Here is a 12,067-nt window from a genome sequence, read left to right as displayed (position 1 = left end):
CCAGCGGCTAACACCGCCGGGAGAGAAGAGATCAGTGTTTCACTTTGTTCAGACGATCGAGATAGCCCATCACAAAGGCCGAAAGGACGAAGGTCAGGTGGATAATCACGTACCACATCAGCTTGTTGTCCGGCACGTTTTTCGCATCCATAAACACCCGCAGCAGGTGGATAGATGAGATCGCCACAATTGACGCCGCGACTTTATTCTTCAGGGAGGTGGCATCCATTTTACCGAGCCAGCTCAGCTTCTCTTTCCCTTCATTGATATCCAGCTGCGACACGAAATTTTCATAGCCCGAGAACATCACCATCACCAGCAGGCCACCCACCAGGGTCATGTCCACCAGCGACAGCAGCGTCAGGATCAATTCCGACTCGCTGACGCTGAAGATATGCGGCAGAACGTGGACGATCTCCTGAAAAAATTTGATGGTCAGCGCAACCAGCCCCAGCGAAAGGCCAAAATAAACCGGCGCCAGCAGCCAGCGCGAAGTGTACATAGCGTTTTCCAGAAAGCGTTCCATATAATCCTGTTAGTTAACAAAAAGAAGCGACATTATATCTCAGACAGATAACGTGATGGCAACGCCAGGCCAACACGTCGCCGACAAACGGCCATAAAAAAGGCCGGCGCGTGGCCAGCCTTTTCAGGAAAAGAATCGGGTTATTTGGCTTTGACGGTCTCTTCGCCCACCAGCCCGATCTTGAGATAGCCCGCCTGATGCAGGGTATCCATCACTTTCATCATCGTCTCGTAATCGACGGTTTTATCCGCGCGGAAGAAGACGGTGGTATCTTTTTTGCCGGCGGTCAGACTATCCAGAGCGTTAATCATATTCGCTTCGGTCACCGGGTCGTTGCCGAGGAACATGCTCTTATCCGCCTTCACCGACAGGTAGATAGGTTTTTCCGGTCGCGGTTGCGGCTGGCTGGAAGAGGCCGGCAGATTCACCTTTACGTCAACCGTCGCCAGCGGCGCAGCCACCATAAAGATAATCAGCAGAACCAGCATGACGTCGATAAACGGCGTCACGTTGATCTCATGCATTTCGCCGTTATCGTCCAGATTTTCATTAAGACGCATCGCCATAGCCGATCAACCTACCCGTAATTTCTGCGCGCTGCGCACCGGCTTCACGCCGCTGGCGCTGAGGTCCAGGTCGCGACTTTGCAGCAGCAGCACCTGAGCGGCGATGTCGCCGAGCGAGGCCTTATAGCTGCCGATCATGCGGGCGAAGATGTTATAGATGACTACCGCCGGGATGGCGGCGAACAGGCCGATGGCCGTCGCCAGCAGCGCTTCCGCGATGCCCGGGGCTACCACCGCAAGGTTGGTGGTCTGCGTCTGGGCGATACCGATAAAGCTGTTCATGATGCCCCAGACGGTACCAAACAGCCCCACGAACGGCGAAATGGCGCCGATGGTGGCCAGATAACCGTTGCCGCGCCCCATATGGCGACCGACGGCCGCGACGCGACGCTCAAGGCGGAAACCGGTTCGTTCCTTGATGCCTTCGTTGTCTTCTGCACCGGCGGAGAGTTCAAGTTCGTTCTGCGCTTCATTGATAAGCTGGGTGGTCAGGCTTTTCGCTTCAAAGGCGCTGGCGATATCGCTGGCCTGATCGAGAGAGCGGGCTTCTGCCAGCTGCTGCTGTTCACGTTTGAGGCGGCGCTTGCTGGCGAGGATTTCCGCCCCCTTGCCGAAAAAGATGGCCCAGGTGACGACCGACGCCAGAATCAGGCCAATCATCACCACCTTAACGACAATATCGGCATGATGATACATACCCCAAACGGAGAGATCCGCCTGCATCAAATTATTACCCACGCTCTATCTCCACGACGATAATCACAAAATCTGCCCACAATAATATCAAAACGACATCGAATTGATAGTGGTTCTCATTAGTATTTACACTGTGCAGCAAATCACGTTTATTTTCCTTGCGCTCACGCAGTAAAAAAGCGGCTTACCGCGGGCCTGGTAAAATTTTCGCCTGTATCGGCGCCGCGCTGGTACAGAAAAGAAGATTCATGCTAGTTTAGACGTCCAGACGTATAAAAACAGGTTCATCAACATGGCTGATAAACATCTTGATACCGCGCTGGTCAACGCCGGGCGGAGCAAAAAATATACTCAGGGCTCAGTGAACAGCGTGATCCAGCGCGCTTCATCGCTGGTTTTCGACACCGTAGAAGCCAAAAAACACGCCACCCGCAACCGGGCCAACGGCGAGCTGTTCTACGGACGCCGCGGCACCCTGACTCACTTCTCGCTGCAGGAAGCGATGTGCGAGCTGGAAGGCGGTGCCGGCTGCGCCCTCTTCCCCTGCGGCGCGGCCGCGGTGGCCAACACCATCCTGGCGTTTGTCGAGCAGGGCGACCATGTGCTGATGACCAATACCGCCTATGAGCCAAGCCAGGATTTTTGTACCAAAATTCTCGCTAAACTCGGTGTCACCACCAGCTGGTTCGATCCCCTCATCGGCGCCGATATTGCCCATCTTATTCGGCCGGAGACCCGCGTGGTGTTCCTTGAATCGCCCGGCTCCATCACCATGGAAGTGCATGATGTGCCTGCGATTGTCGCCGCCGTGCGTAAAGTCGCCCCGGAAGCGATTATCATGATCGATAACACCTGGGCGGCGGGGATCCTGTTTAAAGCGCTGGATTTTGGCATCGACATTTCCATTCAGGCGGCCACCAAATACCTGATCGGCCACTCAGACGGCATGGTCGGCACCGCGGTGGCGAATGCGCGCTGCTGGGCGCAGCTGCGTGAGAATGCCTACCTGATGGGGCAAATGCTGGACGCCGATACCGCCTATATGACCAGCCGCGGTCTGCGCACCCTGGGCGTGCGCCTGCGTCAGCACCATGAAAGCAGCCTGCGCATCGCCGAGTGGCTGGCGCAACATCCGCAGGTGGCGCGGGTAAACCACCCCGCCCTGCCCGGCAGTAAAGGCCATGAATTCTGGAAGCGCGACTTCACCGGCAGCAGCGGTCTGTTCTCGTTTGTGCTCAACAAACGTCTTAGCGACGCCGAGCTGGCAGAATACCTCGACAATTTCAGCCTGTTCAGCATGGCCTACTCGTGGGGCGGCTTTGAATCGCTCATTCTGGCCAATCAGCCGGAGCAAATCGCCCATATTCGGCCGGAGGCTGAAGTGGATTTCAGCGGCACGCTGATCCGCCTGCACATTGGTCTCGAAAATGTTGACGATCTGCAGGCGGATTTAGCAGCGGGCTTCGCGCGTATCGTGTAAAGTGACAGTCAGTGGCAACAATGGCGGACGTTTTTTATCGAAGCGGCCGCTTTTGTTGCGCCCGGGATCAAGGTGCTCGGGTCTCTTCAGGAGTACACTAGTCAACAATACGGTACCACTTAGGAAAGTCCATGGTTGTCATTCAAGAGATTGTCGCCGCGCTGTGGCAACATGATTTTGCCGCATTGGCGAACCCTCACGTTGTGGGCGTTGTATATCTGGTTATGTTCGCCACCCTGTTTCTGGAAAACGGGCTGCTGCCCGCGTCCTTTTTACCGGGAGACAGCCTGCTGCTGCTCGCCGGCGCGCTGATTGCTAAAGGCGTCATGGACTTTGTGCCTACTATCGCCATTCTGACCGCCGCCGCCAGCCTCGGCTGCTGGCTGAGCTATGTGCAGGGGCGCTGGCTGGGCAATACGCAAACGGTGAAAGGCTGGCTGGCGCATCTGCCGCATAAGTACCATCAGCGCGCCACCTGTATGTTTGATCGCCACGGTCTGCTGGCGCTGCTCGCTGGCCGCTTTCTGGCGTTTGTCCGCACTCTGCTGCCAACCATGGCGGGGATTTCCGGCCTGCCGAACCGCCGCTTTCAGTTCTTCAACTGGCTGAGCGCCCTGCTGTGGGTTGGCGTGGTCACCGGTCTTGGCTATGCGCTGAGCATGATCCCGTTTGTGAAGCGCCATGAAGATCAGGTGATGACCTGCCTGATGATCCTGCCGATTGTCCTGCTGCTCGCGGGCCTGCTCGGCACGCTGTTCGTGGTTATCAAAAAGAAATACTGCAGCGCCTGACGGCCATCTGCCGGGGGGCCTGCGCCCGCCCGGCCTGCCCTCCCGATATTACACGCCCTGCATCGTGCGAATACGTGCAGCATCTTCTCCGGGCGTCATACCGAAGTAGCGCTTAAACTCACGGCTGAACTGCGAAGGGCTTTCATACCCCACCCGCATCGCCGCCGCACTGGCCTTCATGCCGTCATGGATCATCAGCATGCGCGCCTTGTGCAAACGGTAGGTTTTCAGATACTGCAGCGGTGAGGTACTGGTCACTGATTTAAAATTATGGTGAAACGCTGACACGCTCATATTCGCTTCCGCCGCCAGCTGATCGACGCTCAGGTTTTCAGTGTACTGGCTCTCAATATGTTTCAGCACGCGGCTTATCAAACTGAAGTGGGTCTGCCGGCTGACCAGCGCCAGCAGTGCGCCGCCGCAGGGGCCCGTCAGCACATAGTAGAGGATTTCACGGATAATCTGCTTGCCAAGAATGCGCGCGTCCAGCGGACGATCCATGACGTCGAGCAGCCGTTCGGCAGCGCATAAAATATCTTCGGAAAGCACTGCCGAATTTATTCCGCTGGAGGCGACGGCGGGCTGAAACAGCGGATCCTCGCCAATATCCATCAGCAGCTCCTGCAGCTGCAGGATATCGACGTTCAGACGCATCCCGGCGAGGGGCACCTCAGGGGTCGCAAAGGTTTCGCACTCGAAGGGCAGCGGCACGGTCAGCAGCAAATATTCATTTGTGTCGTAGCGAAATGTCCGTTCATTGATATAACCAATTTTATGGCCGGAAAAGAGAAAAACGATCCCCGGCAGGTACATCACCGGCGTCCGGGTACCCGGCTGCGTCCCATACAGCAGGCGGACGTCAGGCAGCAGCGAACTTAACAGTTCGTGCTTATCTTTCAGATGGTTAACCTTCTCCGTCAATATCTGGCATATCTCTGCATGTTGCATTGCCACCGTCTCTCCCGATGTTTCTTCACCCGTACATTGTGCGCAGGCTGGCGAGAATTCTCCAGCTACATGGAGAAATAGGCAAGACATCGGCAGAAATGTGCATTGAGGGTCAACGGCGCCAGGACCACAATAACCGTCATCTGGCAGCGGTATCGTCCCTGTCGGCGGTTTTACTCTTTTGAGGACACTAGCAATGAATAATTTTGACCTGCATACCCCAACCCGCATTCTGTTTGGCAAAGGCGCGATTGAAAAGCTGCGTGAACAGATCCCGGCGGAGGCTCGCGTACTGATCACCTACGGCGGCGGCAGCGTGAAAAAAACGGGCGTCCTGGATCAGGTACTCACCGCCCTGAATGGCCTGGATGTCCTTGAATTTGGCGGCATCGAGCCGAACCCGTCTTACGAAACCCTGATGAACGCCGTGAAGCTCGCCCGTGAAGAGAAGGTCACTTTCCTGCTGGCGGTCGGCGGCGGTTCAGTCCTGGATGGCACCAAGTTCATCGCCGCGGCGGCCCATTACGACGTCGCTATCGATCCGTGGGAAATTCTGGAAACTTATGGCAGTAAGATCGCCAGCGCCATTCCAATGGGTTCGGTTCTGACTCTTCCGGCGACCGGTTCTGAATCAAACAAAGGGGCGGTCATTTCGCGGAAAACCACCGGCGACAAACGCGCGTTTATGTCTTCGCACGTTCAGCCGCAGTTCGCAATCCTCGATCCGGTTTACACTTATACTCTGCCGCCGCGCCAGGTCGCCAACGGCGTGGTTGACGCCTTCGTCCATACCGTTGAACAGTACGTCACCTACCCGGTTGACGGCAAAATTCAGGACCGTTTCGCCGAAGGCATTCTGCTGACGCTGGTGGAAGATGGCCCGAAAGCGCTGCAGGAGCCAGAGAACTACGATGTGCGCGCCAATATTATGTGGGCGGCGACGCAGGCGCTGAACGGTCTTATCGGCGCAGGCGTGCCGCAGGACTGGGCGACGCATATGCTCGGCCACGAACTGACGGCGATGCACGGCCTGGATCACGCCCAGACGCTGGCTATCGTTCTGCCGGCGCTGTGGAATGAGAAGCGCGACAGCAAACGTGCGAAACTGCTGCAGTATGCCGAGCGCGTGTGGAATATCACAGAGGGTTCCGACGACCAACGTATTGATGCCGCCATCGCCGCGACGCGCCAGTTCTTCGAGCAGATGGGTGTGCCGACCCGTCTCTCCGATTACGGTCTCGACGGTAGCTCCATCCCGGCGCTGCTGGCGAAACTGGAAGAGCACGGCATGACCAAACTGGGCGAACATCAGGATATCACGCTGGACGTCAGCCGCCGTATTTACGAGGCAGCCCGCTAATTTATCCCCGCCTGATTCACCTCTCCTTACGTTAAACAAACGTCGGGGAGAGGTGTTTTTACTACCGTTTTTAGCTATTTCGTCCAGACTTAATGCTACCCCTCGGCGGATTCTGCCTCGCCGAGTTCATTAACAGGAGGAAGGCATGACACATCCAACCGTTATAAAACTACACGACGGCAACCTGATGCCGCAGCTGGGTCTCGGCGTGTGGAAAGCTGGCAACGAGGAAGTCGTCTCTGCCATTCATAAGGCGCTGGAAGTCGGTTATCGCTCTTTTGACACCGCCGCCGCGTACCAAAATGAGGCTGGCGTCGGCAACGCGCTGCACAGCGCAGGCGTCAATCGCGATGAGCTCTTTATCACCACCAAACTGTGGAACGACGATCAAAAACGGCCGCACGAGGCGCTGAAAGAGAGTCTCAGCAAGCTGAAGCTGGACTATGTGGATCTCTATTTAATCCACTGGCCTGTGCCGGCGATCGGCCATTACGTCGAGGCCTGGCAGGCGCTGATCGAACTGCAACAGCAGGGGCTGGCAAAAAGTATCGGCGTGTGTAATTTCCAGGTCCCGCATCTGCAGAAGCTGATTGATGAAACTGGCGTCGCCCCGGCGATCAACCAGATTGAGCTCCATCCGCTGCTGCAGCAGCGTCAGCTGCACGCCTGGAACGCCACCCACAAGATCCAGACCGAATCCTGGAGCCCGCTGGCCCAGGGCGGTAAAGGGGTTTTCGATCAGAAAGTCATCCACCAGCTCGCCGATAAATACGGCAAAACGCCGGCGCAGATCGTCATCCGCTGGCATCTTGATAGCGGTCTGGTGGTGATCCCGAAATCAGTGACGCCGTCGCGTATCGCCGAGAACTTTAACGTCTGGGATTTCCGTCTCGACAAAGACGAACTCAGCGAAATCGCCAAGCTGGACCAGGGCAAGCGTTTAGGGCCCGATCCGGATCAGTTTGGCGGCTAACCTATAAAAAAGCCGGATAGCGCTGACGCCTGTCCGGCTCTCCAACCGGCCCGGTCAGCAAAACGCTACCGGGCACAACGTCAGGCTTAACGCCCGGCGACTTTACCGCGTTTGACGGGCTTTTTCGCCGTCGCTTCACCGTTAGAACGCTGATGCACAATCGGCGTGTGCTTGGTCAGTGCCGGGCGGGTATGGCGGTTCTGGCGACGCGCTTCGCGCATCTCATCCAGCGTCGGGGCTGGCACCAGGCAGTCGCGACGTGAGCCAATCAGGTGCTTCTTGCCCATCGACTCCAGCGCCTGACGGATCAGCGGCCAGTTTGCCGGATCGTGATAGCGCAGCAGCGCTTTATGCAGACGGCGCTGTTTCTCGCCCTTCGGCACCACCACCTCTTCGCTCTTATAGCCAATCTTGCCCAGCGGGTTCTTGCCGGTGTAATACATGGTGGTCGAGTTCGCCAGCGGCGACGGATAGAAGTTCTGCACCTGGTCGAGACGGAAGCGATGTTTCTTCAGCCACAGCGCCAGGTTCACCATATCTTCATCGCGGGTTCCCGGATGGGCGGAGATAAAGTACGGGATCAGATACTGTTCTTTACCCGCCTGCTTCGAATAGGTATCAAACAATTCTTTAAAGCGGTCGTAGCTGCCCATCCCCGGCTTCATCATCTTCGACAGCGGCCCCTCTTCGGTATGCTCCGGGGCGATCTTCAGATAGCCGCCGACGTGGTGGGTCGCCAGCTCTTTGATATAGCGCGGATCTTCTACCGCGATGTCATAGCGTACGCCAGAGGCGATAAGGATCTTCTTGATGCCCTTCAGCTCACGGGCGCGACGGTAAAGATTGATCGTCGGCTCGTGGTTGGTATCCATGTGCGGGCAGATATCCGGGTAGACGCAGGAGAGACGGCGGCAGGTCTGCTCAGCGCGTGGCGATTTACAGCGCAGCATATACATGTTGGCCGTTGGGCCGCCGAGATCGGAGATCACCCCGGTAAAGCCGGGCACCGTGTCGCGAATGGCTTCGATTTCATTAATGATCGAGTCTTCTGAACGGCTCTGGATAATGCGCCCTTCGTGCTCGGTGATTGAGCAGAACGAACAGCCGCCGAAGCAGCCGCGCATGATGTTGATCGAGAAACGGATCATCTCGTACGCCGGGATACGCGCGTCGCCGTAAGCAGGATGCGGCACACGCTTGTAAGGCAGCGCGAAGACGCTGTCCATCTCTTCAGTCGAGAGCGGGATTGCCGGCGGGTTGATCCAGATATAGCGTTCGCCATGCTTTTGCATCAGCGCCCGGGCGCAGCCGGGGTTAGTTTCGTGGTGCAGAATACGCGAAGCGTGAGCGTACAGGACTTTATCGCCTTTCACCTTCTCGAAGGAAGGCAGCAGCACGTAGGTCTTTTCCCACGGTTTGGGCCGCGGCGGCTGCACGGTGATGCTTTTGGCTTCCTGCTTTTTCGGCGCAACCGGCTTGTTATCGGCGCACGGCAGATCCTCACCATACGGATGCGGGATCGGGTCGATTTTCCCCGGAGTATCCAGGCGGGTGGAATCGACGCCGCTCCAGCCCGGCAGCGCCTCTTTCACCATGATGGCGGTATTGCGCACATCGCGGATCTGGTCGATGGATTCACCCATCGCCAGGCGATGCGCGACTTCCACCAGCGGGCGCTCGCCGTTACCGAACATCAGCATATCGGCCTTGGAGTCCACCAGCACCGAGCGGCGCACGGTATCGGACCAGTAATCATAATGCGCGGTACGGCGCAGGCTGGCCTCGATGCCGCCGAGGATCACCGGCACGTCTTTCCACGCCTCTTTACAGCGCTGGGTGTAGACCAGGGTGGCGCGATCCGGACGCTTGCCCGCCACGTTGCCAGCGGTGTAAGCATCATCATGGCGCAGCTTACGGTCGGCGGTGTAGCGGTTGATCATCGAGTCCATATTGCCCGCCGTCACGCCGAAGAACAGATTCGGCTTACCCAGGCGCATAAAGTCTTCTTTGCTGTTCCAGTCCGGCTGGGAAATGATCCCTACCCGGAAACCCTGCGCTTCCAGCATACGGCCGCAGATGGCCATCCCGAAGCTCGGGTGGTCGACGTAGGCGTCGCCGGTCACCAGAATAATGTCGCAGCTATCCCAGCCAAGTTGGTCCATCTCTTCACGCGACATCGGTAAAAATGGCGCAGGGCCAAAACAGGCAGCCCAGTATTGCGGCCAGGAAAAAAGGTCACGATCCGGTTGGATCAGGGATATTGCGCTCATATTGCTTCCGGGGGAAATGATAAAAAAATAACCAAAAGGGCGTGGATTATAAGCCGGAATGATAGTGGAAATGAAGGAGGATTTTCTCAAACCCTGACCGTGTTCCGGCCAGGGTTGCGAAGATTACGGCGCCGGATTCACCAGCATCTGGCCAATCGAGCCGCGGTCGGCAAGCTCCAGCGTCTGGCTCAGATACTGGAACGGGAAGTGCGACCACGACGGCTGGGCGTAGTAGACCAGCAGTTCAACCTGCCCGTCGACCCACACGGTGTCCTTCCAGCCACGGTCTTCCGGGAAGGGCGTCGAGCCATTGACGTTACGGATCTGGAACATCACCCCTTCAATATGGAACGACTGCGGGCGGTCGGCACGCACCGTCCAGCGCTCCCAGGTCCCCTGTTGCGCCGTGATATCGATACGCTGCGGATCCCACAGCTGGCCGTTGATACCCGGATCGTCGCCGAGGGTGATATCCCGGCTGCGGATCGGCGTGCCGGAGAGCAGTTCGGTCGGCAGCAGGCGCACCGGCAGGCTGTCGGTGACCAGCGGCAGCAGCCCGGTCGGCCGCAAGGTCAGCACCAGCGTGGAGACCAGGATACTTGACGGTTCAAAAAAGCCGCGGATGCGGTCGACAATGCTGGCCGCTTCACCGCAGGTAATGGACACTTCATCGCCGTTGGTCATATCGATCAGAATTTCACGCCGTTCCCCTGGCCCCAGCGACAGCTGTTTGAGCGAGACTGGCGCCGGCAGGAACCCCTGGTCGCCGGAAATCACATGCAGCAGTCGGCCATCGCTCATCTGCAGCTGATAGCGCCGGGAGTTGGAGGCGTTCAGCAGGCGCAGGCGCACCCAGCCGCGCGACACTTCGACATACGGGCTCTGCACGCCGTTAACCAGCAGCGTATCGCCAACGAAGCCGCCGCTCCCCGGTTCGCTATATTCCGGCGTGCCGAAGTTATCCAGCCGCTTGTCCTGAATAATCACCGGGAAGTCATCAACGCCGTAGTGGTTAGGGATTGGCAGGTTCTTGCTGACCTCATCTTCCACCAGCCACATGCCGGCCAGGCCGTTGTACACCTGCTTCGCCATCCGGTTCGGCGTGTTGGCCTGATACCACAAGGTAGCAGCGCTCTGGCGGATAGGCAGCACCGGCGCCCAGTCGGCGTTCGGCGACATCATGCGCGCCGCACCGCCGATCAGCGGGCCAGGCACCTGCAGGCCGCGGATGGTCATCGCGACATTCTCTGTCAGACGGTTGCTGTAGATAAGCTTGACGTCGTCCCCGCTCCAGACGCGGATCGTCGGCCCCATGTAGCGGCCATTGATCCCCCAGACGGGGGCGCGAGTGCCTGGCGTAAACGACCAGTGCGAACGCTGCAGCGTCAGAAACAGCGGCTGACCGCGACGCGATTCCAGCAGCGGCGGAACCGGCAGCGCGAGCTGCTGGCCGGCGGCATGGGCTTTCAGCGGCGCGGCGCCAGCGCACAGCGCTACGCCGGAAGCCTTAATAAACTGACGCCGACTGAGTGACATATTAACTCCATGACATACTGACAAATGAAAAAGGGAATTCGTTTCCCGCCAGCAATACGCGCGCGTTGGCGGCGTTTCCTGTCTTATGACTTTTTAGCCGCTTCGCGCTCGGCCACTTCGTTGTCCAGCTCAGCAATTTTGGCGGCCATCAGCTCGCGGCAATGCGTCGCCAGCGCGCGCACGTTGTCTTTACCGAACTGACTGGTATCCACCGGCGGCAGCATCTCAACAATCACCAGACCGTTGTTCCAGCGATTGAGCTTAATTTTGTTCGATGTGTTGGACACGCACACCGGAATAATCGGCACTCCGGCGGCAATCGCTGCGTGGAAGGCACCGGTTTTAAAAGGCAGCAGGCCGCGGCCGCGGCTACGGGTTCCTTCCGGGAACATCCAGAACGAAATTTTACGCTTTTTAAACGCATTCACCACTTCAGCAATGGTGCCATGCGCTTTAGTTCGGTTATTACGGTCAATCAGCAGGTTGCCCGTCAGCCAGTAGAGCAGGCCAAAGAACGGGATCCACAGCAGGCTTTTTTTACCCACGGTGACCGTCGGCGGCTGCACGATGTTCGACGCCGTCACCATATCATAGTTGTTCTGGTGGTTAGCGATGTAGATCGCGTTGCCATAGCTTTCCGCATCGGCAGGTTTACGCAGTTCTACCTTCAGGCCAAATACCGGAGATAAGCGGCCAAACAGATGGCCGAAAGTGGCGACATGTTTTGGATTACGCGGGCTGAACAAGCAGTACAAACAGCCAAGTATGCACACTACGATGCAATAAATGACCACAAAAATTACTCGAAAAATTAATAGCATAGCTACCTCTAAAACCCAAATCGCTTAGAATTATTCGCTGCTGACAGAAGGCAGGCTCATCAGTTCTGCGCAGGCCGGGACCGTTCTTCCTGGGTCCCTG

Annotated in this window: 11 protein-coding genes; 4 read left to right on the top strand and 7 right to left on the bottom strand. The window is 57.5% G+C overall.

Annotated elements, in window-relative coordinates:
* Positions 1 to 31: 31 nt before the first annotated feature.
* The 3 genes from CWM53_RS15015 to exbB all read right to left on the bottom strand — a co-directional run bounded on the left by CWM53_RS15015 (position 32) and on the right by exbB (position 1,830).
* Positions 32 to 526 (bottom strand): TIGR00645 family protein, encoded by a 495-nt coding sequence (locus CWM53_RS15015; protein WP_008806498.1) that lies wholly within the window; start codon positions 524 to 526, stop codon positions 32 to 34.
* Positions 527 to 666: 140 nt separating this feature from the next.
* Positions 667 to 1,092: a TonB system transport protein ExbD gene (gene exbD, locus CWM53_RS15010; protein WP_002916785.1), complete on the bottom strand. Its 426-nt coding sequence runs from the start codon at positions 1,090 to 1,092 to the stop codon at positions 667 to 669.
* A gap of 6 nt (positions 1,093 to 1,098) precedes the next feature.
* Positions 1,099 to 1,830: a tol-pal system-associated acyl-CoA thioesterase gene (gene exbB / locus CWM53_RS15005; protein ID WP_061153308.1), complete on the bottom strand. Its 732-nt coding sequence runs from the start codon at positions 1,828 to 1,830 to the stop codon at positions 1,099 to 1,101.
* A gap of 250 nt (positions 1,831 to 2,080) precedes the next feature.
* Between exbB and metC the strand changes: the two genes are divergently transcribed.
* Both metC and yghB read left to right on the top strand, forming a co-directional pair.
* Complete coding sequence (gene metC, locus CWM53_RS14995; RefSeq protein ID WP_074387580.1) at positions 2,081 to 3,268, top strand: cystathionine beta-lyase; 1,188 nt, start codon at positions 2,081 to 2,083, stop codon at positions 3,266 to 3,268.
* Positions 3,269 to 3,399: 131 nt separating this feature from the next.
* Positions 3,400 to 4,059 carry a DedA family general envelope maintenance protein YghB gene (gene yghB, locus CWM53_RS14990; RefSeq protein ID WP_061153306.1) on the top strand — a complete coding sequence of 220 codons (660 nt, stop codon included), beginning with the start codon at positions 3,400 to 3,402 and terminating at the stop codon, positions 4,057 to 4,059.
* 48 nt (positions 4,060 to 4,107) lie between these two features.
* On the opposite strand, the gene CWM53_RS14985 is transcribed toward yghB, so the two are convergent.
* Positions 4,108 to 5,007 (bottom strand): AraC family transcriptional regulator, encoded by a 900-nt coding sequence (locus tag CWM53_RS14985; RefSeq protein WP_100730003.1) that lies wholly within the window; start codon positions 5,005 to 5,007, stop codon positions 4,108 to 4,110.
* 196 nt (positions 5,008 to 5,203) lie between these two features.
* Here CWM53_RS14985 and yqhD point away from each other — a divergent pair, with 196 nt between their 5' ends.
* Positions 5,204 to 6,367: an alcohol dehydrogenase gene (gene yqhD, locus CWM53_RS14980; RefSeq protein WP_074387578.1), complete on the top strand. Its 1,164-nt coding sequence runs from the start codon at positions 5,204 to 5,206 to the stop codon at positions 6,365 to 6,367.
* A gap of 145 nt (positions 6,368 to 6,512) precedes the next feature.
* Positions 6,513 to 7,340: a 2,5-didehydrogluconate reductase DkgA gene (gene dkgA / locus CWM53_RS14975; protein WP_061153303.1), complete on the top strand. Its 828-nt coding sequence runs from the start codon at positions 6,513 to 6,515 to the stop codon at positions 7,338 to 7,340.
* 86 nt (positions 7,341 to 7,426) lie between these two features.
* Here the strand turns inward: dkgA and CWM53_RS14970 are convergent, their stop codons facing one another.
* The 3 genes from CWM53_RS14970 to plsC all read right to left on the bottom strand — a co-directional run bounded on the left by CWM53_RS14970 (position 7,427) and on the right by plsC (position 11,967).
* The gene (locus CWM53_RS14970) at positions 7,427 to 9,700 is read right to left on the bottom strand and encodes a YgiQ family radical SAM protein (protein ID WP_162676924.1); all 2,274 of its coding nucleotides are present in this window, start codon (positions 9,698 to 9,700) and stop codon (positions 7,427 to 7,429) included.
* 33 nt (positions 9,701 to 9,733) lie between these two features.
* Entirely contained in the window at positions 9,734 to 11,146 is a 1,413-nt protein-coding gene (ftsP, locus tag CWM53_RS14965; RefSeq protein WP_061153301.1) for a cell division protein FtsP, read from the bottom strand.
* 83 nt (positions 11,147 to 11,229) lie between these two features.
* On the bottom strand, positions 11,230 to 11,967 hold the full coding sequence (gene plsC / locus CWM53_RS14960) for a 1-acylglycerol-3-phosphate O-acyltransferase (RefSeq protein ID WP_061153300.1): 738 nt from the start codon (positions 11,965 to 11,967) through the stop codon (positions 11,230 to 11,232).
* Positions 11,968 to 12,067 lie beyond the last annotated feature (100 nt).

Source organism: Klebsiella sp. A-Nf5 (assembly GCF_002810545.1).
GTDB classification, from domain to species: domain Bacteria; phylum Pseudomonadota; class Gammaproteobacteria; order Enterobacterales; family Enterobacteriaceae; genus Klebsiella; species Klebsiella variicola.
The sequence above is the reverse complement of the archived record's forward strand: the minus strand, read 5'-3'. Positions and strand labels throughout refer to the sequence as shown.

Excerpts from the sequence above, each read along its gene's own strand:
- dkgA (WP_061153303.1), top strand. The coding sequence starts at position 6,513 with ATGACACATCCAACCGTTATAAAACTACACGACGGCAACCTGATGCCG.
- plsC (WP_061153300.1), bottom strand. The coding sequence starts at position 11,967 with ATGCTATTAATTTTTCGAGTAATTTTTGTGGTCATTTATTGCATCGTA.
- exbD (WP_002916785.1), bottom strand. The coding sequence starts at position 1,092 with ATGGCGATGCGTCTTAATGAAAATCTGGACGATAACGGCGAAATGCAT.
- yghB (WP_061153306.1), top strand. The coding sequence starts at position 3,400 with ATGGTTGTCATTCAAGAGATTGTCGCCGCGCTGTGGCAACATGATTTT.
- ftsP (WP_061153301.1), bottom strand. The coding sequence starts at position 11,146 with ATGTCACTCAGTCGGCGTCAGTTTATTAAGGCTTCCGGCGTAGCGCTG.
- CWM53_RS15015 (WP_008806498.1), bottom strand. The coding sequence starts at position 526 with ATGGAACGCTTTCTGGAAAACGCTATGTACACTTCGCGCTGGCTGCTG.
- metC (WP_074387580.1), top strand. The coding sequence starts at position 2,081 with ATGGCTGATAAACATCTTGATACCGCGCTGGTCAACGCCGGGCGGAGC.
- CWM53_RS14985 (WP_100730003.1), bottom strand. The coding sequence starts at position 5,007 with ATGCAACATGCAGAGATATGCCAGATATTGACGGAGAAGGTTAACCAT.
- yqhD (WP_074387578.1), top strand. The coding sequence starts at position 5,204 with ATGAATAATTTTGACCTGCATACCCCAACCCGCATTCTGTTTGGCAAA.